The 22973-nt window shown below is 69.2% G+C and carries 20 protein-coding genes, 1 tRNA gene, 1 pseudogene and 1 riboswitch; of the genes and pseudogenes, 11 read left to right on the forward strand and 11 right to left on the reverse strand.

Annotated elements, in window-relative coordinates:
* The 3 genes and pseudogenes from ACZ59A_RS40730 to ACZ59A_RS40740 all read left to right on the forward strand — a co-directional run.
* Positions 1 to 237, forward strand: a pseudogene (locus ACZ59A_RS40730) (DEAD/DEAH box helicase); the annotation flags it as partial.
* Positions 238 to 344: 107 nt separating this feature from the next.
* Positions 345 to 417, forward strand: a tRNA-Lys gene (locus ACZ59A_RS40735).
* A 202-nt stretch (positions 418 to 619) separates the two neighbouring features.
* Entirely contained in the window at positions 620 to 1699 is a 1080-nt protein-coding gene (locus ACZ59A_RS40740; protein ID WP_470969774.1) for a right-handed parallel beta-helix repeat-containing protein, read from the forward strand.
* Between the two features lie 96 nt (positions 1700 to 1795).
* Here the strand turns inward: ACZ59A_RS40740 and ACZ59A_RS40745 are convergent, their stop codons facing one another.
* The 3 genes from ACZ59A_RS40745 to ACZ59A_RS40755 form a co-directional block, all read right to left on the reverse strand.
* A complete protein-coding gene (locus tag ACZ59A_RS40745; RefSeq protein WP_470969777.1) occupies positions 1796 to 2269 on the reverse strand; it encodes a hypothetical protein in 474 nt (157 codons plus the stop codon).
* 255 nt (positions 2270 to 2524) lie between these two features.
* On the reverse strand, positions 2525 to 3016 hold the full coding sequence (locus tag ACZ59A_RS40750) for a hypothetical protein (RefSeq protein WP_470969848.1): 492 nt from the start codon (positions 3014 to 3016) through the stop codon (positions 2525 to 2527).
* Between the two features lie 185 nt (positions 3017 to 3201).
* Complete coding sequence (locus ACZ59A_RS40755; RefSeq protein WP_470969780.1) at positions 3202 to 3558, reverse strand: hypothetical protein; 357 nt, start codon at positions 3556 to 3558, stop codon at positions 3202 to 3204.
* A gap of 437 nt (positions 3559 to 3995) precedes the next feature.
* Between ACZ59A_RS40755 and ACZ59A_RS40760 the strand changes: the two genes are divergently transcribed.
* From ACZ59A_RS40760 to ACZ59A_RS40785, 6 genes are all read left to right on the forward strand, one after another.
* Complete coding sequence (locus ACZ59A_RS40760; RefSeq protein ID WP_470969783.1) at positions 3996 to 4766, forward strand: DUF6227 family protein; 771 nt, start codon at positions 3996 to 3998, stop codon at positions 4764 to 4766.
* A 135-nt stretch (positions 4767 to 4901) separates the two neighbouring features.
* Positions 4902 to 5255: a hypothetical protein gene (locus ACZ59A_RS40765; RefSeq protein WP_470969785.1), complete on the forward strand. Its 354-nt coding sequence runs from the start codon at positions 4902 to 4904 to the stop codon at positions 5253 to 5255.
* A gap of 261 nt (positions 5256 to 5516) precedes the next feature.
* Positions 5517 to 6749, forward strand: coding sequence for a PP2C family protein-serine/threonine phosphatase (locus ACZ59A_RS40770; RefSeq protein WP_470969788.1), 1233 nt, complete (start codon positions 5517 to 5519; stop codon positions 6747 to 6749).
* Positions 6750 to 7027: 278 nt separating this feature from the next.
* Positions 7028 to 7171, forward strand: a riboswitch (cyclic di-AMP (ydaO/yuaA leader).
* An 11-nt stretch (positions 7172 to 7182) separates the two neighbouring features.
* On the forward strand, positions 7183 to 8361 hold the full coding sequence (locus ACZ59A_RS40775; protein WP_470969791.1) for a M23 family metallopeptidase: 1179 nt from the start codon (positions 7183 to 7185) through the stop codon (positions 8359 to 8361).
* A 143-nt stretch (positions 8362 to 8504) separates the two neighbouring features.
* Positions 8505 to 9449, forward strand: coding sequence for an aldo/keto reductase (locus ACZ59A_RS40780; RefSeq protein ID WP_470969794.1), 945 nt, complete (start codon positions 8505 to 8507; stop codon positions 9447 to 9449).
* Positions 9450 to 9639: 190 nt separating this feature from the next.
* A complete protein-coding gene (locus ACZ59A_RS40785; RefSeq protein WP_470969796.1) occupies positions 9640 to 10185 on the forward strand; it encodes a hypothetical protein in 546 nt (181 codons plus the stop codon).
* Positions 10186 to 10261: 76 nt separating this feature from the next.
* Here ACZ59A_RS40785 and ACZ59A_RS40790 read toward each other — a convergent pair whose 3' ends face one another.
* Positions 10262 to 10462 (reverse strand): DUF397 domain-containing protein, encoded by a 201-nt coding sequence (locus ACZ59A_RS40790; protein WP_470969799.1) that lies wholly within the window; start codon positions 10460 to 10462, stop codon positions 10262 to 10264.
* Complete coding sequence (locus ACZ59A_RS40795; protein WP_470969801.1) at positions 10455 to 11306, reverse strand: helix-turn-helix domain-containing protein; 852 nt, start codon at positions 11304 to 11306, stop codon at positions 10455 to 10457. The genes ACZ59A_RS40790 and ACZ59A_RS40795 overlap by 8 nt, the downstream gene beginning before the upstream one ends.
* A 219-nt stretch (positions 11307 to 11525) precedes the next feature.
* On the opposite strand from ACZ59A_RS40795, the gene ACZ59A_RS40800 reads away from it, so the two are divergent.
* Complete coding sequence (locus ACZ59A_RS40800; protein WP_470969849.1) at positions 11526 to 12158, forward strand: ATP-binding protein; 633 nt, start codon at positions 11526 to 11528, stop codon at positions 12156 to 12158.
* Positions 12159 to 12162: 4 nt separating this feature from the next.
* Here the strand turns inward: ACZ59A_RS40800 and ACZ59A_RS40805 are convergent, their stop codons facing one another.
* Positions 12163 to 15303 carry a DEAD/DEAH box helicase gene (locus tag ACZ59A_RS40805; protein ID WP_470969804.1) on the reverse strand — a complete coding sequence of 1047 codons (3141 nt, stop codon included), beginning with the start codon at positions 15301 to 15303 and terminating at the stop codon, positions 12163 to 12165.
* 159 nt (positions 15304 to 15462) lie between these two features.
* Here ACZ59A_RS40805 and ACZ59A_RS40810 point away from each other — a divergent pair, with 159 nt between their 5' ends.
* Entirely contained in the window at positions 15463 to 16557 is a 1095-nt protein-coding gene (locus ACZ59A_RS40810) for an MrcB family domain-containing protein (RefSeq protein WP_470969807.1), read from the forward strand.
* Positions 16558 to 16626: 69 nt separating this feature from the next.
* Here the strand turns inward: ACZ59A_RS40810 and ACZ59A_RS40815 are convergent, their stop codons facing one another.
* From ACZ59A_RS40815 to ACZ59A_RS40835, 5 genes are all read right to left on the reverse strand, one after another.
* A complete protein-coding gene (locus tag ACZ59A_RS40815; protein ID WP_470969809.1) occupies positions 16627 to 18288 on the reverse strand; it encodes a PrsW family intramembrane metalloprotease in 1662 nt (553 codons plus the stop codon).
* Positions 18289 to 18352: 64 nt separating this feature from the next.
* Positions 18353 to 19111, reverse strand: a complete 759-nt coding sequence (trmB, locus tag ACZ59A_RS40820) for a tRNA (guanosine(46)-N7)-methyltransferase TrmB (protein WP_470969851.1) — start codon at positions 19109 to 19111, stop codon at positions 18353 to 18355.
* A gap of 307 nt (positions 19112 to 19418) precedes the next feature.
* A complete protein-coding gene (gene lhgO, locus ACZ59A_RS40825) occupies positions 19419 to 20624 on the reverse strand; it encodes an L-2-hydroxyglutarate oxidase (RefSeq protein WP_470969812.1) in 1206 nt (401 codons plus the stop codon).
* A gap of 147 nt (positions 20625 to 20771) precedes the next feature.
* The gene (locus tag ACZ59A_RS40830) at positions 20772 to 20921 is read right to left on the reverse strand and encodes a hypothetical protein (protein ID WP_470969814.1); all 150 of its coding nucleotides are present in this window, start codon (positions 20919 to 20921) and stop codon (positions 20772 to 20774) included.
* A 6-nt stretch (positions 20922 to 20927) separates the two neighbouring features.
* Positions 20928 to 22379 (reverse strand): MFS transporter, encoded by a 1452-nt coding sequence (locus tag ACZ59A_RS40835; RefSeq protein WP_470969817.1) that lies wholly within the window; start codon positions 22377 to 22379, stop codon positions 20928 to 20930.
* Positions 22380 to 22973 lie beyond the last annotated feature (594 nt).

Genomic DNA, 22973 nt, shown 5'->3' on the forward strand with positions numbered 1-22973 from the left:
GTCGAGCGCCGTGACGACCGCGGTGGCTTCAACCGCGACCGCCGCGACGACCGTCCGTCCGGTGGCCGCTCCTTCGAGCGCCGTGAGCACAACCACCGCGGCGGCGACCGCCCCTTCAACCGCGACCGTCGCGACGACCGTCCGGCGCGCCGTGACGACCACCGTGGCGGCAGCACCGGCGGCGGCCGCGCCCACGACCGCCGCGCCGACAAGCCGCGCTGGAAGCGCAACGGCTGACCGACGCCGCTGAGGGCCGTGCAACCCCCCGCGGTTGCACGGCCTTTCGACCCGAGGAGATATTGTCTCGGGGCGGACCCCGTGGCCGGGCTATGCTGCGGGGGCGCGGGTCATTAGCTCAATTGGCAGAGCAGTGGACTTTTAATCCATTGGTTCAGGGTTCGAGCCCCTGATGACCCACTGAAGAAACCGCAGGCAGCATCGCTGACCTGCGGTTTCGTCGTTTTCCGGGGGCCTGGTGCACCGGGTGTGCCGGGTGCGCCGCCGATCGGCGGTCACACGGGCGGCGCCCGAGCGGATGCCGAACGCCTCCTGGCCACACAGGCTGAAGCCTGCCGCTTCCCCAGGAAGCTCCCCCAGGAAAACGCGTAAGGAGACCCTCGTGCGACTCGTGACTACCATCCGCGGAACCCTCCCCGTCATGGTGCTGGCGCTCTTGGCGTGGGGCGCTTCCGCTCCGGCGTCGGCCGAGGAAGGGGGAACCAGGGCGGGCGGTGGTGACTCCCCCCAGGCCACCGTGCCCTGCGGGGACTCGGCGGCACTGGTCACCGCGGTGGGCCAAGCGGCCTCGGGCGGAACCGTCGCCCTCGCCACGGGGTGCGTGTACACCCTCACCTCGGTGGCGGCTACGGGTGCCAACGGTCCCGACGGGCTCCCGATCATCAACGGGAACGTGACCATCTCCGGGACCGGAGCGACCATCGTCCGCAGCGCCTCGGCACCGGACTTCCGCATCGCGGAGGTCGCTCCCGGCGGACACCTCACCGTCAGCGGGGTGACCCTCTCGGGCGGCCGGGCGGTGGACGGGGGCGGCATCCTGGACGCGGGCGCCCTGACGCTGAGCCAGAGCGCGGTCACCGCGAACACCGCGAGCGGTATCGGCGGCGGCATCCAGATCGCCCAGGGCGCCACGGGCACGGTCTCCACGAGCACCATCTCGGGCAACACCGCCAACGACGGCGGCGGCGTCCACGTCGGTACGGGGGCCTCGCTGACCGTCAGCAGCACCACGTTCACGGACAACACCGCCCAGAGCACGGGCGGCGCCGTCGCGAACTTCGGGGATACCCTCCTGAGCGCCGTGACACTCGATACCAACCGCGCAAATAGTTTCGAGGGCGGCGGAATCTGGACGTCCACCGGGAATATGACCTTCAATGGCGGACGTATTATCGGGAACCGGGCGGGCAGCGACGGTGCCGGTATCGCGAACTTCGGCAGCGCGCTGAAGGTGCAGTCCACCACGGTGTCCGGAAACATCGCCACCCTGAATGGCGGCGGACTCTTCAATCATGCAGGGACCACGGAATTCATCGGTAGCAACGTCACCGGTAATACGGCCAATGGCGGCCAAGGCGGCGGAATCTTCAGCGACGGCGGTTCGGTATTTCTGTTCGCGACAAATGTGACCGGGAACAACCCGAACAACTGCACACCGGCCCTGCTGGGCTGCACGGGATAAGGAAAACGCCCGTACGCCGGCCCGCGACATGCGCGCGGCGCCCCCGGAGCCATCGCTTCCGGGGGCGCCGCGCGCTTCGGCCATGCGGCCGGTGCGTCAGTGCTTGTGGCTCTTCGCCTTCGGCTTGGCCTTGGCCTTCGCCTTGACGTGCTTCTTCGCCTTGACGTGCTTCTTGGCCTTCTGGTGCTTCGGCGGGTCCTGGTGCACGACCACCGGGGTGCTGCTCACCGCGATGTTGGTGCAGTCGGCGCCCACGTTGAGGTCACCGGTCGGGGCGACGCCGCCGATCGGGGTGACGACGCCGCTGGCGGTGTCGCACTCGTTGGACTGGTGCACCGCGCTGCTGTTGCTGAAGTTGAGGCAGTCGCTCCCGATGTTGATGTCACCGGTCGGGGCGGCCGCGCCCACCGAGGCGATGAGGCCGGTAGCGGTGTCGCAGTGGTTCGACTGGCTGCCGCCGCCGGAGAGCGGGAACAGTCCCTGGGCACTCGCGCTGCCTGCTGCGCCGCCAACCACCATCGTGCCCGCGGCCGCCGCGGCCATGAGAGCTACCTTCTTGCTGATCTGCATGTTGCTGGTGCCTCCATATCAGGGTCTTCCGCGAATGATCCGCAGACACCCTCATCAACGAGGCCCGGGGGGAGAGGAACCGGGATATCCCAGAGCGTCACCCATCCGCCATAGTAAAGGTATATTCGGCCGGAGAATAAAGTCCGATGGCATTTATATGCCGGGGCGGTAGTCGAAAAATATCCTGGCCCAAAAGAAAAGGGCGGGCCCCCGGGGTGGAATATTCCCGGGGGCCCGCCCGTGGCGGGGCAGGTCTTAACGGTTGCCGCGGCTCGCCTGGCTCGCACGCTTTTCGCTTGCTCCGTCCCCGTCGCCGCTGCCGGCGACGTTGGTGCAGCGGGTCTCGTTGGTCACCTCGGCGCCGGGGCCCACGGTGATAGGACCGAGGACGGACGTCGTCTTGCAGTCGTTGCTCTGCTTCGCCACGCCACCGGACTCACTGACGTTGACGCAGTTGGTCCGGTTGGTGATCTCCGAACCGGGAGTGAGGGCGACCGTCACGGGACCGATCACCGAATGCGTCCGGCAGCGGTTCTTCTGCTCGGTCACCCCGGACGGGGAGCTGTTGACGCAGTTGGTCTCGTTGGTGATCTCGGTCGTGCCGACCGCGACATTCACGGGCCCGATCACGGTACTCGTGTCACAGCGATTGCTCTGGGTGGATCCGCCACCGAGGGCGGTCGCGCGACCGTGGGTGTTGTCGGCGGCGTCGGCTCCGCCCGAGCCGCCGACGAGCAGCGCACCCATAGTCGCCACCAGAAGCGCTGTCCTCTTGCGCATATGCATAAAGAGCCTCCAAGTGCGTGCAATGGGTTGCTGAAAACCCACTACGTGGCAGCGGCCCTGGAAGGAGCTTCCAGGGCCGCGTTTCCCAACGGGGGGAATGCCTCGTGGTGGTCCCGGCGCGGGATCACCACGAGATGGTCAGCGACTCAGTAACGGAACGGTGCGTCGTCGACCGCGATGTTGGTGCAGTTGGCGCCGACGTTGATGTCGCCGGTCGGGGCGGCCGCGCCGACCGGGGCGATGATGCCGGTGGCGGTGTCGCACTCGTTGGACTGGATGACCGCATCGCTGTTGGTGAAGTTGATGCAGTCGGCGCCGACGTTGATGTCGCCGGTGGGGGCAACTCCGCCGACCGAGGCGATGGCACCGGTGGCGGTGTCGCACTTGTTGAACTGGGCGACGAAGCCATCGTTACCGTTGTGGGCCATGGCGCCCCCCGCACCGCTGATGACCAGTGCGCCGGCGGCCGCGGTCAGGAGAATTGCCTTCTTGCCGATGTTCACTAAATTCCTCCGTCTGGGTTGCTCCGCGGATTCACGGACGCATGACACAACGAAGCTCATCAGTTAAGGCTTCGGGCCACAGGCCAGCTTCACCCATCCGGCATAGCGTGTCTCTCTTCAGCCCGCGCATATTCCTATCCCCTTAATAGGAAGTCTGAATCCGGCATTCGGGTGGAGCTGCCGATCCGGTGCCCTCGCGGATACGGATGGCCCATGGCCGAGGGGGCGCGGGGCGCCCGGGGAGCCGCCGGAGGCTTACCGGAGTGCCGTCCTCCGGCTTGTTCGGCGGGTCGAACGAGTGATACATCCTGGCGTTGTGACGCAGGAGTGAGTGAGGCACAAGTCCACCGGCTGCTTCGCCGAACGGCACGCGCGGCGTGTGTTCACGCCGCTACGCTGAGTGTGCGAGGCAGTCGCCCGGGGGTGGGAGGAGAGACATGGGGCACTCAGGAGCAGGCGGGACGCCCGCAGAGCTGATGGACGGGCTGCTGGCCCGTGCGCAGAACGGCTTCGAGATCGGCGAGACGGTGCTGACTCGGGCGCGGGATGCCCTGATGCACCAGTCCGAGCTGCGTTCCTGCCGACAGTGCAACGAGCCGTCAGGACCGCGCGGCTACACCACGTACCGACATGTCTTCCTGCTGCCCGACGGCAGCAGCATGCTGCTGTGGGAGCTGGAGCACAACACCGGCCCGGACGACCGCCCGCTGTTCGAGCTCTACGCGGACGAGGGCGCCCTGGCGCTCGCCGAGCGCCGCGTCCACCGCTGCATCGGCGGTGCCCGCTGGGAGGAGCTGGACGGGTTACCGCTGTGGCTGCCGGAGCAGATGCTGGAGGCCGCCGAGCCGCCCGCGGTCCAGCGTGCGTACGTGGCGGACGACTCGGCCGACCACGCCCGCCGCGTCCTGCGCCGCGCGGAGAACCCCGACCGGCCGGGCGGGGAGACCGAGCGGCTGCTGGCGACCGCGTTCGCCCATGACATCGCCCTCGCCCCCAAGCCGCGCCGCCGCCCCGGGGGCCCCGACGCCACTTGGTGCCGCTTCTACGAGCACGCCTTCCTGCTCGCGGGCGGGGACGAGATCGTGCTGTGGGAGCTGGAGCACAATCTGACCCGGGACGGGCGGCTGGTGTGCGAGGTGTACCTCGACGAGGTCTCGGCGGAGCTGGCGGCCGACCGCCATGCCCGTGCCCTCGGCGTCGACCTCTGAAAAGCCGACCTCCGAAAATCCGATGGTGGGCCTACCGGGTGAACTGTGTGCGCGCCTCCCCGGTGTCGCGGAATTCTTTTCGTTGAATCGGGCCGTGTGGTTTTCCGCGGATTCGGTTCTTCTGGAGGAATGCAAGTGAACATCGGAAAGAAGGTAGCTGTCCTGGCCGTAGCGGCCGGAGCCCTGGTCCTGGGAAGTGCGGCCGGGGCATCCGCCCACGGTGGCGGGGGCTTCGACCCCTTCGGGACGATCCAGACCAACTCGTGCGACACGGCCGCCGGCCCCATCGTCGACACCGCCGTGGCCGCCGCCACGGGCGACATCTCCGTCGCCAGCAACTGCCTCAACTTCACCAACGGCACCGCCGCTGTCCAGAGCAACGACTGCGACACGGCCACCGGCGCCATCGCAGCTATCTCCGGCACCGCGCCCACGGGTGGGATCACCGTCGGCAGCAACTGCACCAACATCGCGGCCGGTAACCCGTAAGCGATGAGCCCCACGCCGACGGCCACGGCCTCGGCTGACCGAGCCCGGCGAATGCCATGGCTCGCCCCGCGGCCCCGGATGCCTGCCATCCGGGGCCGCTCGGCATCCGGGCGCGGTCCCCTGAAGCACTCCTGACGCACCCACATGGCCGCCACCGGCTCGCACCGCGCCCCGGCACCCGGAAGCCTGATGACGAGGTCACGGACGGGGGCACGGACGAGGTCGCGGATTCAGGGGAAGCGGGAGAAGCCGGTGGTGCGGGTGCGAGGGAGCAGAGCTCGTACGGGCGCCCGTACGCCCGCCGCCCCCGATGCCTCCGGTGCGGCCGCCCCGGGCCCGGGCGCCGGACTCGTCACGGCCGAGGAGGCCGTTCAGGCGTCGTCGGGGGGCTGGGCGGCCCGCTGGACCCCCGCCGCCCTTCTGCTCGGCGGCGTCGCCTTCGACCTCGCAGCCCCGGCCCCGTACACCGCCTCCCCCTTCTTCGCCGCGGCCCCGCTGGTCGCCGCCTCCCTCTTCCCGCTGCGGCAGACCATCGTCACCACGGTCCTCGCCCTTCTCGCCGTATGCCTGCTGGCCGAGCTGCACGGCGTACGGGACCCGACCCAGGCCGCGACCGAGATCGCCACGGTGGCCACCGTCGCCCTGCTCGCGCTCGTGATCAACCGGGTCGTCCGCCGCAGCGACCGGCGGCTGGCCTCGGCGCGCGGTATCGCGGAGGCGGCGCAGCGGGCCGTGCTGCCCGTACCGCCCGCCCGTATCGCCGGGCTGGACGTCGCGGCGCGCTATGTGGCGGCCGAGCGGTACGCGGCGATCGGCGGCGACCTGTACGCGGTGCAGGACACCCCGCACGGCGTACGGCTGATCGTCGGGGACGTCCGCGGGAAGGGGCTGCAGGCCGTGGAGGTCGTCGCGGTCCTCATCGGCGCCTTCCGGGAGGCGGCCGAGCAGGAGGCGACGCTGGAGGGGCTCGCGGGGCGGCTGGAGCGGGCGCTGCGGCGTGAGGGCGCCCGGCGGGCCGAGCTGGAGGCGTTCGAGGGGTTCACCACCGCCGTGCTCGGCGAGATCCCGCGCGGCGACTCCACCCTCCGCCTCATCAACCGCGGCCACCCTCCGCCGCTGCTGCTGCCCGGCGACGGCGAGGTGCTGCCGCTGGAGCCGGAGGCGGCCGCGCTGCCGCTGGGGATGGGCGAACTGGGCGGGTGGCCCGACCGGGTGACGGAGCTGCGGTTCCCCGAGGACGCGACGCTGCTGCTGTTCACGGACGGGGTGACCGAGGCCCGTGACCGGCACGGCACGTTCTACGTCCCGGAGGAGCGGCTGCGCGGCCGCCGCTTCACCGGACCGGGCGGACTGCTCGACGCGCTGGTGGAGGACGTCGCGCTGCACGCGGGCCGGGAGACCTCGGACGACATGGCACTCCTCGCGGTCCGGCGCCCGTCCGGATCGAACGGAACCACGGCCCCCGCTCCGGACACGGACCGTAGCCGACCGTGACGCGTGCGCATAACGATTGATGCACGATCAGCTTGTCGGAGGTTTTTGCCAACCCTTGCCTGACGGGGTGAAACGCCCCCATCTGTCCCCCGTTGCTTACTAAGTTCATGCCAAAGCTGCGCGGATTCTTCAGAAGAGCTTGGAATCATGTCGCGCTCTCTATTAACGTTCGATAACGCAGCGCGGTCGACGTAGCCGTCGCAGAGGCGGCACCGTGCGCCGTCGCCGAATCCCGTACGTCCAGCGGCAGCACCACCCTCAGCACCACGCATGACGCATCACGCATTACGCCAGCACCAGCCGCGGCACCGAGGGAACCGGGGAACCACCACCTTGGGGTGAATCGGGTCGAACCTGACCCGTAGGAGACCTTCCTGCTCCGAACCCGTCAGCTAACCCGGTAGGCGAGAGGGAAGGAAAGGAGTGCGCCCCGGTGGCGTCCAACAGGTCCGTACTGGACGAAGCCCCGTACCGCTCATCGGGTACCGGCATCGGCACCGCGACCGCGTACGGAGTCGGCTTCGACGCCGGTGCCGGCGCCCGGCCCGCTGTCGGACTCGGAGCCGAAGGGGGACCGGATGAGTCCTCCGCCTCGTACGCCGCCAAAGAAGCGGTCTGGGACGAGTGGAACCCGACCGAGGAGTCCATCGCTCCGCTGCGCGGCAGGCACCGCGTCGTCAAACAGCGCGGCGGGACCATGGCCCGCAGCAGCGCCGTCCTCGGCGTCGGCGTCATCGCGGCGGTCGGCGCGGGCGGCATGGCCAGCGCCAAGGACCGGCCGTCGGTCCCGATCTCCATGCCGGACCTCGCCCACGTCGCCGACGAGGTCAAGGCCCAGCTGCCCGCCGCCAAGGACCTGCCCGGCATCGGCTCCCTGATGGCGGACGACCAGGGCTCCGCCCAGTCCACCGCCGCCACCCTCACCACCGGCGGCACCGACTCCGGCGAGGCGCTGCGCACCCGCATCCTGCGGCAGGCCGAGAGCCAGCAGACCGCGGCGGACGACGACCGGCGCGAGGCCGAGGCACGGGCCGCCGCCAAGGCCGCCGCCGACGACGCGGCCAAGGCCGCCGCCAAGGCGCGCGACCTGGTGGAGCAGAAGAAGGCCGAGGCCGCCGCCAAGAAGAAGGCCGCCGAGGCGAAGGCGAAGCAGGAGGCGAAGGCCGCGGCCGCCGCCAAGGCCGCCGACACCCCCGCCAAGACCTCCACCGGGTCCGCCGGATTCACGCTGCCCGTCGCCTCGTACACCCTGACCGCGGGCTTCGGCCAGGCCGGAGACATGTGGTCCGCCGACCACACCGGCCAGGACTTCGCCGCCCCGACCGGCACCCCGGTCAAGGCGGTGAGCGGCGGCACCATCACCCAGGCGGGCTGGGCCGGGTCGTACGGCTACCGCATCGTGCTCAAGCTCGATGACGGCACCGAGATCTGGTACTGCCATCTGTCGTCCATGGTCGTCACCTCGGGCAAGGTGTCCTCGGGCGAGACCATCGGCCGCGTCGGCGCCACCGGCAACGTCACCGGCCCCCACCTCCACCTGGAGGTCCGGCCGGGCGGCGGCTCCCCGATCGCCCCGCTGTCCTGGCTGCGCGACCACGGGCTGAACCCGTGACCCCCTGATCCGGCCGTCGTACCGGCGGCCCCTCGCTCCGGCGGCTCTGGCGCTCTCTCCCCCCTTGACGCCAGGGCCGCCGGTTCGCTGTCCGCCGCCGCATGACGGAATAAGCGCCTCCGGTCAGCGCGTTGTGGGAACGCGTGACTGAGACTCGCAAGACCATTGGCAAGCTTTCCGTTTTCCCGCTCTCCCTGGGCGGCAATGTCTTCGGCTGGACGGCCGACGAGGCCGAGTCCTTCGAGGTGCTCGACGCGTACGTGGCGGCGGGCGGCAACTTCGTCGACACCGCCGACGTCTACTCCGCCTGGGCCCCCGGCAACCAGGGCGGCGAGTCCGAGACCGTCCTCGGCAAGTGGTTCGCCTCCCGCGGCAACCGCGACGACATCGTCCTCGCCACCAAGGTCGGCGCCGGGTCCCCGGAGCCCCGCGGGCTCTCCTCGTCCGCCATCAAGACCGGCCTCGACGAATCGCTCCAGCGCCTGGGCACCGATTACATCGACCTCTACTACACCCACTTCGACGACACGTCCGTGCCGGTCGAGGAGATCATCTCCACGCTGGACGAGCTGGTGAAGGCGGGCAAGATCCGCGAGATAGCCGCCTCCAACATCTCCGCCGAGCGCCTCGAAGCCTCGCTCGCGTTCTCCGACAAGGAGAACCTGGCCCGCTACGTCGCCCTCCAGCCCCACTACAACCTGGTCTCGCGCGACACCTTCGAAGGCGAACTGGCCGACGTCGCCGCCCGCCACGGGCTGGCGACCCTCCCGTACTACGCCCTCGCCTCCGGCTTCCTCACCGGCAAGTACCGCCCGGGCACCACGGTCGACAGCGCCCGCTCCACGGGCGCCGCCCAGCACCTGGAGACCGAGCGCGGCCAGAAGGTCCTCGCCGCTCTGGACGACGTGGCCGCCAACCACGACGCCGACCACGCCACGGTCGCCCTGGCCTGGCTCGCCGCCCAGCCGACCGTCGTCGCCCCCGTCGCCAGCGCCCGCATCCCCGCCCAGCTCCCCGCCCTGCTGGCCTCGGCCGACCTCCGGCTCACCCAGCCCGAACTGGACCTCCTGACGTCCGTCTCGGCTTGACCCCGGTCCCGGCGACGCGCCGCCGTACCGGCGCGTCGTCGCCGTGGCTCGCCCTCTCCCGCCTGCAGCTCTTCATTAGTTGTCCGTTAGTGGAACGCCAACTCGATGATCGAGAGTGGTTGTCGTCCGGGAACGGCACGCGATTGTCGTCCGGGACGGTACGAGAGCACAGACCAACGGGAGAAGCACGATGAACACCGCCACCACCCGCTTCCGCGGCCGCGCCGGCCGCCGCATCGCCCTCACCATCGTCGCCGCGGCAGCGCTGAGCCTGGGGGCCACGGCCTGCGGGCCCGAAGACGACGCGGCGGGCTCCTCGAGCTCCCCGGCCGCGTCCGCCTCGCAGGACGCCTCGGGCTCGCAGAACAAGGACGGCTCCGGTGGCACCGGCAGCGAGGCTCCCTCCGAAGGCGGCGGCGTCGCCAACGCGGGCAACAAGAAGCTGATCGTCGGCACGCTGAAGTACCTCGCGCCCGGCAAGCTGACCGTCACGCCCGAGGACGGCGGCACGGAGCAGGCGTTCCTGGTCTCCAACGCCACGAAGATCCTCGGCGCGGCCGCGATCTGCGTCGACGACAGTGGCAGCCCGAGTATCGGCGACGACGGCTACGGCACCAAGGAGTGCACCGTGGAGGAGCTGGAGAAGGCCGCGAAGAAAAGCCACGTGACCGTCCGCGTCGCCATGGACCGCAAGTCCGGCGGTGCCGAGTCGGTCGAGGAGAAGTACCACCCGTAACCCGCCCCCCCCGCGCCACGCGCGCCCGCTGGGCCCTCCGGCCCGCCGGGCGCGCGGCCGCGTGCTCCCCCGGCCCTCAGCCCAGTTCCCCGCCCCGCACGGCCGCGACGAAGTCGCCCCAGGCCCCCGCCGAGAACCCGAGCACCCCCCGCCCCGGCTCCTTCGAGTCCCGCACGGCGGTCTGGCGGTCCGGCAGCTTCGCTGTCTCCACGCAGTTGCCCCCGGCCCCATTGCTGTAGCTGCTCTTGTGCCACACGAACGGTGTTATGTCAGTCATCTGTCAGTCCTCGCATCGCATGCCGGATGAGGTTGCTGGATCGCTGAGGACTCAAGGACAACGCACGTAGGTTGTCAAACGCCTTCGTATATTGAGCGATGTCTTCGGGATGCTCCAGGTACACGGCGTCCGTCAGACCGTCGCGATAGACGACGTCGAGGTCCTCCTGCTCGGGGAACTTCAAAATGCTGAACGCCCCCAGGGCAGGGTAGCTCCCGGCATCGAATGGCAGCACCTGGATTGTGACGTTCTTCAGCAGGGCGACTTCCAGGATGTGTTCGAGTTGCTCACGCATCACTTTGGGGCTGCCGATGGTGTGCCGCAGGACGGTCTCGTGGATGATCACCCACAGGTCGGGAGGCGTCGCACTCGTCAGCAGGGCCTGCCGCTCCATCCGTACGCCGATCACCCGCTCGACGTCCTCCGGGCTTGAGGGGGACGTGGCGTAACGGAGTTCGCGCGCGTAGTCGGCCGTCTGCAGTAGGCCGGGAACACATTCACACTCGTAGGTCCGTAGCCCCGAGGCTGCTTGCTCCAGCCCGACGTAGACCGAGAACCACGAGGGCACTGCGCTGCCATACGCATGCCACCACCCGCGCATCTTGGACTGCTTGGCCATCTCCTTGAGGAGTTCGCGCAGCTCGTCAGACGTTCCGTAGAAGCGGCAGAGTGCATCGACGTCCGATGGCTGTACGCGACCCTGGCCAGTCTCCAAGCGGTTGACCTTCGAACCGCTCCAGTCCAGCTCCTTGCCTACCTGCCCACAGGTGAGCTGGTGCTCCTCACGAAGCTTTTTGAGCTCGATTGCCAAGCGACGACGTCGTGCGGTGGGTGATCCGGGCACCGTGAACTCCTTGTCTAGTGACGTTCGTTCAGTCTTGTCTGCGTTTGGGGATGCGTCAGTCACTCAATCGGGCGAATCTCCATATGCACATTGCATGTCGAGATATGCGATGCCATGCTCTCACACGAAGTAACCAAGAGGCACAGGGTGATTGCGAGCAGTGATCATCTGGTGTGGTGCACCGGCAAGGGGTTGAAGCACGTGGTTGTCGAGCAGTGCATGCAGAGGAAGGCGTGGGACCTTCCCTTCCTGGCGGAACCAGGCGAAGTGGCCGCGCTGAGACGCATCATGCGTACACACCTCACGGTCTGGGGCCTACCTGACGTGGTGGAGGCGGCACAGATCTGCGTTACCGAGCTCGTCGCCAACGTCATCACCCACGTCGGTCTCGGGACTCCGACGACCATGAGTGTCGACATGAACGGCACGTTCCTGCGCATTGCAGTCAGCGACCCGGACTGCCGCGCGTTGCCCATGCTGTTGAGCGCGACCGCCACGGCCGAGTCGGGGCGAGGGCTGGCACTGATCGCCGCCGTGACCGACCGTTGGGGAGTGATCCCGACCGAGCGAGGCAAGACCACCTGGTGTGAGATCGCAACCGAGCTCAGGCGAAACGACACCCACGTTGATCGACCTCAGGTGCATCGCGCCGAGGCTCTACTCACCCTTTACGGCCAGCCCCACCTTCGGACAAGCCCCACGTCACCGTTGAGTCATGCGGTGGCGGAGGAGGCGGCGATTACGTTGATCGCCGACGTACTCCATTGGTTCCGCGCCCATGGGCAGGACCCCGACACGGCCTTGGACCGAGCCCAAATGCACTTCGAATCGGAGCTCGGCGCGGTCGGCTGAGCCGCTACCCTGCTGCGATGGCCGAATACGTCCAGACGTCGGCAGGCAGTTTGTGTTGGAGCCGCCAGACGATGCCCATGGGCTTGCTGCCCTCATGGGATTGGTAGTCGGCAGGGCCGAGCAACATCCACGGCTGCGGCCCGCCGATGTCGGTCTTCTTGTAGCGCCGCACGAACAGCAACACATGGGTGCCGCGCTCCTGGTGTTGCTGATAGCGCTGGCCTGTGGGCGAGGAATCCGATGTCTGGTTCTGCGATTCCCAGTGGAAGCGGTCTGGGCTCATCGCATAGTCCTTGTACCGGGTCTGCGGGGAGAAGTCCTTATCGTCCTTCTCCAGCGTGATCAAGAGCGCGTCGGTCTTCAGCCCTTCGCACCACTTCACGCCCTCGCGGAAGTTTCCCGGCATGAAGCCGCCCACATCGGCCTGGCCGAGGGCGGGCAGGATTTCTTCGCGGCTGTAGGAGGCGTGGACGGCCAGCGGGACCCCGCCATGCTCGCCCAAGAGTGGGATCGGGTAGTGGCTGGTGTGCTCCAGGTTGTACGCCAGTACTTGGCTCAGCTCGCTGCGGAAGGCGCTCTGCTGGTCCAACGATGCGAACCCCTCGGCGTAGCTGGCGAATCCCCCGCCCAGCGGCCACAAGGAGAAGAAGAGCATCCGTGCGTACGCCTGGGCTGATGCATCGAGCGAGTCGTACCCCGGGGCGTCATCGGCAAGCATCCGCCGGTAGGCATCGACGCGCTGTGGGTCGTCGACATGAAGGAATGCCGAAACCCGCTTGAGGAGTGCTTCTTCGCCCTCGGGGTGCTCCTCGGGAAGAAGGCGGGCTCGCCTCAGGAGACGTGTCCATGAGTTGTTGCTGCGATACAGCTCTTTGAGCTCGCGACGACTCTCGCGGAGATAGGCATCGAGCCGTGGTTCGGCGTACGCCGCCACCTCTTGCGTCAGCTGCCGCACGTTGACGTTGATCTGGCTCTTGATGTTGTCCAGGATCCGTTGTTTGGACTTACGGTCGAGGATGATTTCGCATCCCGAGGGCAACTGCGGGAAGTCGCGCTCGATGTGCTCCGTGAGCCGGTTGCGGGTAAAGCTTGTCAGTGCACGGAACTGCTCCTCGAAGCGAAACTCTTTGCGGTGCTGTCCGATGAAATCGAGGACGGTAAGCACTGCCTTGTCCGGTGTGCGTCGAAGGCCCCGCCCCAACTGCTGCAGAAACACCGTGGCGCTGGAGGTCGGGCGCAGCAGGAGAAGGGTGTCCACGTCCGGGATGTCGAGCCCTTCGTTGAAGAGGTCGACGGAGAAGAGGACCTGCACCTTGCCGCTGCGTAGGTCATTCAGCGCCTGGGCACGTTCCGCTGTGGGAGTGGATCCATCGAGCGCCTTGGCGCTGATGCCAGCCTGGCGGAAGAAGTCGGCCATGAAGCGAGCGTGCGCAACGGTGACACAGAAGCCCAGCGCCCGCATGGCGCCCGGTTCCGTCACCTTTTCCTGCACGGCCTTCACGATGAGGCGAGCTCGCGCGTGGTTTCCGGTGTAGAGCTGGCCCAGCTCGCCTGTGTCGTACGAGCCCTGCTTCCAGGTGAGCCCTTCGAGATCGGTGTTGTCAGCTACACCGAAGTAGTGGAAGGGGCTGAGTAGTTCATTCTCCAACGCCTCCCACAGGCGCATCTCGGCGGCGATATGGCCGTCGAAGAACTCATCCTGGACGTTCCGGCCGTCCAGCCGCTCTGGCGTGGCCGTCAGACCCAGAAGCTCCATCGGTGCGAAGTGGTCGATGATACGTCGGTAGGTCGGCGAGACCCCATGGTGAAATTCGTCGATGACGACCACATCGAAGTGGTCCGAAGCGAGCTTTTCCAGGGACCGAGCGTTGAGGGACTGGACGCTCGCAAAGACGTGCGTCCAGTCTTGCGGCACATCCCCTCCGACGAGGAGCTCGCCGAAGTTCGCATCGTCAAGCACTTCTTGATAGACGCGTAGCGACTGCTTCAGGATCTCTTGGCGGTGGGCGACGAAGAGGAGGTTGAGCGCACGCCCCGGGTGCTTTTTCCTCAGCGCTTTGTAGTCGAGCGCGGCCATGACGGTCTTGCCGGTGCCCGTGGCGGCGACAAGGAGGTTCCGGTGTCGGCCGTGGATTTCCCGCTCGATGTGGAGCCGTTCGAGCATGTCTTGCTGATGAGGGTAGGGCCGCACTTCGAGGCCGGACAGGCTAATGGCGCGGGTGCCGGTCCGTTGCTTTCCGCTGGCCAGGGTGAGCGCTTCTTCGAGTCGGGCGGCGTCGCTGTCGGGGTCGTAGGTCTCGAAGGAGGGCTCGCTCCAGTACGAGTCAAAGGTGGCCTCGAACTTCTTCAACACCGGCGGCGTCGCTACCGATGAGAGGCGGACGTTCCACTCCAAGCCGTCGAGCAGCGCGGTCCTGGAGAGGTTCGAGCTCCCCACGTACGCGGTGTCATAGCCGCTGTTCCGCCGAAACAGCCACGCCTTCGCATGGAGCCGCGTGGACCGCAACTCGTAGTTGACCTTGACCTCGGCGTGGAACTCCCTGACGAGCCGATCCAGGGCACGACGCTCAGTGGCCCCGATGTAGGTGGTCGTGATGACCCGGATCGGCACCCCACGATCCCGCACCGCCTTGAGCGACTCCTCCAGGACGCGCAGGCCGTGCCACTTCACGAATGCACAGAGCAGGTCGACACGGTCTGCGGTAGCTAACTCGGCCCGCAGCTCGAAGCCCAGGTTCGGGTCCTCGGGGGAGTTGGTGATGAGCGCCGTCTCGGACAGCGGTGTGGCAGGTCGCACGGAGTAGACGCCCGGCGCTTCCTGCTCGGCGACGGCGATCAGTTGCCGAGGCCCGTCCGCGATGAGGTCAATCCACTGCTTGGCACCGTCGAGGGTGCTGATCGACTCAAGGATGTGGTTGGCCGCGATGACCTGCTCATGAGGGGGCAGGCTGGCGAAGATCTGTCGCACCGTATCGGCGACATGGCGGGCGAGGACGTGAGGCGAAGAAAACTCGCCGACCTTCTGCTCGATGGTCTTCCAGCCCCTGGCATCCAGCACCTTGAGTTGCTCTTCAACACGAGACGTGATGAGCCGCTCGTACAGGCCAGGCACCGGCGAAACTTGACCCTCCAAGGCATCCCCCACAGCAGCATCCCCTCATTGCCGGTCGCTGCATTTGTTCTACCAGCGAGCTCCGACAGATCAGCGCTGGATCAGCCAGGGCCCCTGGGTGTTTCAGGATGATTTCTGATTGAATGCGACCATCTGATGTCACTGTCGGAGCATCCATGCATAGTTTTGAGCATGGATATTCGCGATCTGCTCCTCGCTGTGGCCGACACCTACGACGCGACGGCCCAGACGAAGAAGGGCGTACCGGGCCAGGATCTGTTGAAGAGCGTGAAGGGTGTGGAGATCGAGGGTCTGCCGGTTGGCTATACGGCCCAGGGGCACGGAGGCAAGGGCGGAGCGACGGCGACTCCGTGGATCGGTGTGATGGATCCCGATGTCACGGACGATCCGAAGCAGGGGCTCTATCTCGCGTATATCTTTGCGGCTGACCTCAGCACCGTGACGCTGACGCTCCAGCAGGGCGTCACGTCGCTGGAGCAGAAGCTGGGGCGAGGAGCGAAGCGTCGTGCCTACCTGAGCAGCAGGGCTCGGCTCCTTGCCGACGGACTGCCGGAGTACCTCTTGAAGGGCTGGGACGCCCGGCCGGACTTCAAGAGCAAGGTAGCTGGGGCCCGATCGTACGAAGCAGGCAGTGTGGCAGCGAGGTGCTACGAGACGGCCTCTATGCCGTCTGAGAACAGCTTGCGTGAAGATCTCTGGCACATGGCAGAAGTTCTCCAACGAGCTGCGCTTGTCGAAACGTCGCTCCGGAACCTGGAGACGACAGACGAGCTGCAGGCGGCGGGCTCCGACGCGGATTCACAAGCCAAGCCCGAGGGACTGGATGGCTTCCGTCCCAAGGACGGGAGTGATTACGTAGCGCACATCCCTGAGCGGACGATCACGATCACTCGTGACCATGAGCTGCTTGTCGACAAGTTCGGGCGGTACATCGAGAAGCGTGGCTTCGTACCGGTCACCGAGAAGATGCACCCCAAGGACCTCGTGTTGATACAGCACGATGCGGAGTGGCTCGTTGAGGCCAAGACCATCAAGCGAGGGAATCCCACCAAGGCCGTCCGCGAAGCTCTTGGGCAGCTTTCTGAGTACAGCTACTTCCTGTACGAGCAGCAGGGGCAGTCCAAGCCGTACCTCCTCGGGCTCTTCACCGAGGACATCAAGGCGTACGCCCCCTACCTCGAAGAGCAGGGCATCGCTTCTGTGTGGAAGACCGTAGATGGATGGGCAGGGTCGGCTACTGCCGTGGCGTGGGGAATGGTCGACTAGCAGGAACGATCCTCCTGCCGGGGCCCACGGCACCCCTGTGCCACCGAGCATGCCCGCGAGACGGGGAGGTCACGAGTGTCCTTGCGGGGCCGTGGAGCCGTACGGGACGGCAGCCGGGTGAGGCGCCGACGGGAGTTGCGGGGCGTACGACGGTTGGAAGGCGTACGTCGGGTGCGGGGTCTGTTGGGCTTGGGGCGGCTGGGGGCCGCCGTAGCCGTAGCCCTGGGCGGGGGAGCCGTACCCGGGGGCGCCGTAGCCGTAGCCGCCGTAGGGGGGCGTGGGCCAGTACGGCGGGGGGATCGGGCCCTGGGGTGGGGCCGGGGGTTTGGGGAGGGGGAGGGAGAGGGCCGCATGGGCCAGGGCCGGCTGGGCGGTTTCGCGGCGCTCCCACAGGGCGTCGAGGAGTTCCCGCTCGCGGGTGGTGAAGTCCGGGCCCGCCGTGCCCCGGTACGCGCGGCGGCGCAGGAAGGCGAGGGAGGTCGCGGAGGCGATGTACTCGCCGACCGTACGGGCCGCCGCCGAGCCCTGGCCGCGGCGGGCGAGGTCGCGGGCTATGCCGCGGGCGCGCATCGAGGACAGCGCGATCGGCTCGGGCGGGGTGAGCCACCCGGCCGCCTGGTAGGCGGTGAGCTGCTCGCGTACGATCCGCAGCTCGTTGTTGCGGGACCAGATGGTGAGCCAGGTCAGCAGCCCGAAGACGGGGACCATGAACGCGGCGTAGACGATGATGAAGCCGTAGCCGCCGAGGGTGGACGAGCCGTTCCAGAGGCCGTGCAGGACCATCGCGGCCATCAGCGCCGCGATCGGCAGCAGGACGCGGCGGGTGCGCTGGTGCTGGGCGGCCGCGGCGGCCAGGCCGAAGCCGACGCCGGTCATGGAGGTGAACAGGGGGTGCGCGAAGGGGGACATCACGCCGCGGATGAAGAACGTCGCGGCGGTGGTGGACCGGATGCCCGAGTAGCCGAACTCCTGGTCGCTGACGAACGCCGAGCCGAGGTAGAGGATGTTCTCGGTGAAGGCGAATCCGGTGGCGGTGATTCCGGCGACGACGACGCCGTCCACGATCCCGTTGAAGTCGCGTCGTCGGAACACGAAGAGGAGCAGCACGGCGGCCGCCTTGGCGCTCTCCTCCACGAACGGCGCGATGAAGGTGGCCCCCCAGGTGTCGGCGTCGGCCCGGCCGCCCGGGGACGAGGAGTCGGCGACCGTGGTCATGAGCCATTCGGTCGCGAAGCCGTTCGCGATGAGCGCGACGAGCGTCGCGGCACACGCGCCCCAGGCGAAGGCGAAGACCAGGTTCCGCCAGGGTTTGGGATCGACGCGGTCCAGCCAGCGGAAGACGGAGACGATCAGCGGCACGGGCAGCACGGCGAGGCCGAGCCCCACCAGGAAGCCCTTGGTGCCGGTCTGTTCGCGTACGAGGGCCAGGATGACGAGGCCGGAGAGCGACAGCAGTCCGATGAGCGCGGTGGCGCGCAGGGCCTTGTTGTCCCAGAGGCGGCTGAGGCGGCTGGTTCTGCCCCACGCCCCCGGGTGCCCAGGATGTCCTGCGTGCGCCGGGTGCCCTGCGTGTGCCGGGTATCCCGGGTATCCCGGCGGGTGCCCTGGATGCCCCGGCTGCGGCGCGTGCGGCCAGCCTCCCGGAGTGGCCGTGCCGTCGAACCACGGCTGCTGGTCGTACGGCGTGACCGGTGGATCGGGCGGCTGGTGGGGGGACGGGGACTGATGCACTCGACCGACCCTAACGAACGGGGAAGCGGCGGACGGAGGGATTGTCCCCATCCGCGCAGGGGCGCTATGCCTCGTTGCGACGGAAGATCAGGTCGTGGACGATATGCCCCTTGTCCAGCCCCTGGCCCTCGAACTTGGTGAGCGGGCGGAAGTCCGGGCGCGGGCTGTAGCCGCCGTCGGGCTGGGTGTTGTCGAATGACGGGCTGGCGGTCAGGACCTCCAGCATCTGCTCCGCGTACGGCTCCCAGTCGGTCGCGCAGTGCAGCAGCGCGCCGGGGCGCAGCCGGGTTGCCGCCAGCTCGACGAACTCGGGCTGGAGCAGTCGGCGCTTGTGGTGCCGCTTCTTGGGCCAGGGGTCCGGGAAGTAGACGCGCAGCCCGGAGAGGGCGGCGGGCGCCAGCATCTCGCGCAGCAGGATGATCGCGTCGCCGTTGGCCACCCGGACGTTGGACAGCCCGTCGCGCTCCGCGAGGGCGAGCAGATTGCCCTGGCCGGGGGTGTGCACGTCGACGCCGAGGATGCCGGTGCCGGGGTCGGCGGCGGCCATCTGCGCGGTGGCCTCCCCCATGCCGAAGCCGATCTCCAGGACGACGGGGAGGTCCGGGTCGCCGAAGAGTTCGCCGAGGTCGAGGCGGCGGAGCCCGTCGATGTCCAGCCCCCACTGCGGCCACAGGCGGCGCAGCGCCTCGCCCTGGCCTACGGTCACCCGGCCGCGGCGGGGGCGGAAGGAACGGATGCGGCGCTCATGGTGCGACCCGGCCGGATCGGCGGCAGGCCCGCCGGGGAACAGGGGCTCGCCACGGTCGCGGGCGGGGGCGGGCACGGTGCGGTGGCGCTCCGCGTGGGCATCGGGGGCGGGGGAGTTCTCGGACACAGTGCTTCCGATTCTACGGGCGGGGGCGAGCCCACCGGCGGGCCCACCCGGGACCCATGGGGCAGGGGGGGGCGGGGCCGTCGCCGGACGGACGGGTGCCCGTGATCGGCGAGCCCGCCCGGGACCCCACGGCGCCCGCGGGCGGGTGGTGCCCGACCCGGCGCCCGCCAACGACCACCGCGCCAACGACCACCGCGCCAACGACCGCCCGCAGGGCGACCCGCCCCCTACCGGCCGGCGGCCGTCGTGAGGCTGCTCACAGCGTCTCCAGCACCCGCCGCGCCACCTCGCGGCCGATGGGGAGGGAGGCGGTGGCGGCGGGGGAGGGGGCGTTGAGGACGTGGACCACGCGGGGTGACTGAGAGATCAGGAAGTCGTCCACGAGCGTGCCGTCCGGCAGCACCGCCTGGGCGCGCACTCCGGCCGGGGCGGGTATCAGGTCCTCGGGCGTCACATCCGGCAGCAGTCGGCGGACGGCGTCGGTGAAGGCGCGCTTGGACAGGGAGCGGCGCAGCTCGCCCGCACCGTACCGCCAGTGGCGGCGGGCTATCCGCCAGGCCCCGGGGTACGCCAGCGTCCCGGCCAGCTCGCGCGGGCGCACGGTGTGCCAGGCGTATCCCTCGCGGGCGAGCGCGGGCACCGCGTTGGGCCCGATGTGCACGCCGCCGTCGATGCCGCGGGTCAGATGGACGCCGAGGAAGGGGAACGCCGGGTCGGGCACCGGGTACACCAGGCCGCTCACCAGCGCGGTGCGGGACGGCGCCAGCTCGAAGTACTCACCGCGGAACGGCACGATCCGCATGCCCGGGTCGTCGCCCGCCAGCCGCGCCACACGGTCGCACTGGAGCCCCGCGCAGTTCACCAGGGCCCGCGCCCGCAGCACCGTGCCGTCGGCCGTGCGGACCGCGACCGCCGTCGGGCGCCGCCCGATGCGGGTCACCCCCGCCCCGTACCGCACGGACGCGCCCGCGTCCCGCGCCAGCCGGGCCAGCTGCGCCGCCACCGCCCCGAAGTCGCACACGCCTGTCGTCCCGACGTGGATCGCGGCGAGCCCGCGCACCCACGGTTCGTACTCCGCTATCTGGGCGGGGCCCAGCTCGCGAACCGGGATCCCGTTCTCCCGGCCGCGCTGGACCAGGGCGTGCAGCCGCGGCAGCTCGGAGCGCTCCGTGGCGACGATGAGCTTGCCCGTGACCTCATGGGCGATGCCGTGCTCGGCACAGAACTTCACCATCTCCGCCGCGCCGCGCACCGCGAACCGCGCCTTCAGCGATCCCGGCCGGTAGTAGATCCCGCTGTGGATCACTCCGCTGTTCCGCCCGGTCTGGTGACGGGCCGGGCCCGCCTCCTTCTCCAGCACGGTCACGCGGGTGCCGGGCGCGGCGCGCGTGATCGCGTACGCAGTCGACAGGCCGACGATCCCGCCCCCGATCACCAGCACGTCGCAGTCCACCGCCGTCACGCCATGCACCTCCCCACGCGCCACAACCCTCCGGTCGCCCGACCGTCGATCCCTATCATGACCTGCGCCACTGACAGCGGCCCGAAACCCGTGCGGCGCTTGGGATCCGGACGGGTGCGCGAAGATCACGCGAGCTTTCCCCGGCGCTCACGCGGAGGCCATGAACAACGCCATGAACAACGCCATGAACAACGCCACGAACAGCGCCACGAACAACGCCATCGGCAGGGCCACGAACGGAGCCACGGACAGCGCCGTGCAAAACATCGCGAACCGGGCCGCGAAAGCCGGGGCCACCACCCCTCACGCCGGTGTCACCAGCAGCGGCCGGGCCCGCTCCCGCAGCTCGGCCACCCGCGGCTCGTCCCGGTACGCCTCCAGCCGGTGCATCAGATCGCGCACGTACTCCGTGGTGCGCGCGGAGGAGATGCGGTTGGCGACCTCCACGGCCCGGGCGCCCGCCGCGCACGCCGCGTCCAGGTTCCCGGACTCCAGTTCGGCCACGGCGGAGACGACGAGCCGCAGCCCGTGGGACCGTACGAACTCCTCCGTGGGCCGGGCCAGCGCCTGCTCCGTGAAGCGCCGCACCTGGCGCGGCAGCCGCAGGTCGCGGTAGCACTCGGCGGCGTCGGCGGCGAACCGCTCGTGGCTGTAGAAGTCGAGCCAGGACGGATCGGCGTCGCCCGCCCGGGACCGCTCCAGCCAGCCCTCGGCGGACTTCAGCGCCGCCCCGCAGGCCGGGCCGTCCCCGGACTTGGCCTGGGCGCGCGCCTCGACGAGCCGGAAGAAGCTCATGGTGCGGGCGGTGGCCAGGCCGCGGTTGCGCTCCAGGGCGGCCTGGGCGAGGTCCACGCCCTCGTCGGCGAAGCCGCGGTAGGTGGCCTGCAGGCTCATCGACGCCAGTACGTAGCCGCCGAGCGGGACGTCGGCGGCGGCGCGGGCGAGGCGCAGCGCCTGGATGTAGTAGCGCTGGGCGGCCTCCTGCTGGCCGGTGTCGAAGGCCATCCACCCGGCCAGCCGGGTCAGTTCGGCGGTGGCGCCGAAGAGGGAGCGGCCGACCTCGTCGCTGTACGAGCCGAGCAGCAGCGGTGCCGCGTCGACCCGCAGGCATTCGGGGACCATGGAGGAACGCCAGTCGCCGCCGCCGTACTTGGAGTCCCAGCGGCGCGCGTCCTCGGCGGCCTCGCGCAGCTTGGTGACGTCGCTGTGGCCGACGCGCTGAGGTAAGGCGTCGGCGCCGCTGCCGCCCGCCGCGCCCTCGGCGTCCTCGGCGTCCTCGGGCCCGCGCGCCACCGAGCTGTCGGCCGGGGATATGAGCCAGCGGGAGGCGGGGGTGGCGTACGCGCTGACCGCGAAGGATCCGGCCAGGCTCTGCCAAATACCGACCCCGCCGCGCCGACCCGCGAGATCAAGCCGGTACAACTCGGTCGCGGAGCGGACGGCTTGGCCGATGTCGCGCGGGAAGGCGAGCCCGACCTCGGGAGCCGGATCGGCGTCGGCGAGCCCGATCTCGTGCAGCGGAACGGGACGGCCGAGTTTGCTGCCGATAGCGGCCGCAATCAGATGGGGCGCGGCGCCTTGGGGCACCATGCCCTTGGACACCCAACGCGCTACGGACGTCTTGTCGTAGCGAAGGGTCAGGCCACGCTGGGCGCCGAGGTCGTTGACTCTGCGCGCGAGCCCGGCATTGCTGATCCCAGCGAGGGCAAGAACGGTGCCGAGCTTCTCGTTCGGCCCGCGTGGCTCCCTGGACATGCGCACCCCTCGACAGCACCGACGGCCGCCCCGGCATAGGCGCGGGGCATTCGTAAACCCAGCGTAGTTCGCCGCATCCCGACCGTTAAGAGGTGGTGTCCCGGATGGCGAGATTCTTGTACGAACGGGCGTGCGGGGCGTGACGCGTGCTCCCGGTGTGTGTGGCTGTGCGCCCGTGTGTGCGCTCTGTCTCAGTCCCGGCGAGAACGTTTCGATAGGACCTGCGTGGGTCGGCCCGCTGTACTGGATCCAGTGGGCTGGGGGACGCCGCCGCCTCATTCCCCGCGGGTGGCGGAACGGTCCGGGAGGCGGAAGCCGCCTCCCGGACTGTCGTGTTGGGAAGGCGTGGAGGCGAGCGGCGGCGAACGGCGCGCGGCGGTCCGGAGGATGGCGGGGCATCCGCAAGACCACCGAGCGCGCCATGGCGAAGTTGGCCGGATATCGCCTGTCGATGCCGGGCTCCCGCGGCGGGCCGGGGAGGGGGAGGCCCGGCGCGGGAAGCCCCTTTCCTTGCGCCCACGTTGGCGTCGCCTCGCGCGCGGGTCGGCGCTGCCTTGTATACGCGTCGGCGCCTCCTCGTATACGCGTCGGCGT

This window comes from Streptomyces sp. NPDC040405 (assembly GCF_055595765.1).

Excerpts from the sequence above, each read along its gene's own strand:
- ACZ59A_RS40745 (WP_470969777.1), bottom strand. The coding sequence starts at position 2,269 with ATGCAGATCAGCAAGAAGGTAGCTCTCATGGCCGCGGCGGCCGCGGGC.
- ACZ59A_RS40750 (WP_470969848.1), bottom strand. The coding sequence starts at position 3,016 with ATGGGTGCGCTGCTCGTCGGCGGCTCGGGCGGAGCCGACGCCGCCGAC.
- ACZ59A_RS40760 (WP_470969783.1), top strand. The coding sequence starts at position 3,996 with ATGGGGCACTCAGGAGCAGGCGGGACGCCCGCAGAGCTGATGGACGGG.
- ACZ59A_RS40785 (WP_470969796.1), top strand. The coding sequence starts at position 9,640 with ATGAACACCGCCACCACCCGCTTCCGCGGCCGCGCCGGCCGCCGCATC.
- ACZ59A_RS40790 (WP_470969799.1), bottom strand. The coding sequence starts at position 10,462 with ATGACTGACATAACACCGTTCGTGTGGCACAAGAGCAGCTACAGCAAT.
- ACZ59A_RS40800 (WP_470969849.1), top strand. The coding sequence starts at position 11,526 with ATGCAGAGGAAGGCGTGGGACCTTCCCTTCCTGGCGGAACCAGGCGAA.
- ACZ59A_RS40810 (WP_470969807.1), top strand. The coding sequence starts at position 15,463 with ATGGATATTCGCGATCTGCTCCTCGCTGTGGCCGACACCTACGACGCG.
- ACZ59A_RS40835 (WP_470969817.1), bottom strand. The coding sequence starts at position 22,379 with ATGTCCAGGGAGCCACGCGGGCCGAACGAGAAGCTCGGCACCGTTCTT.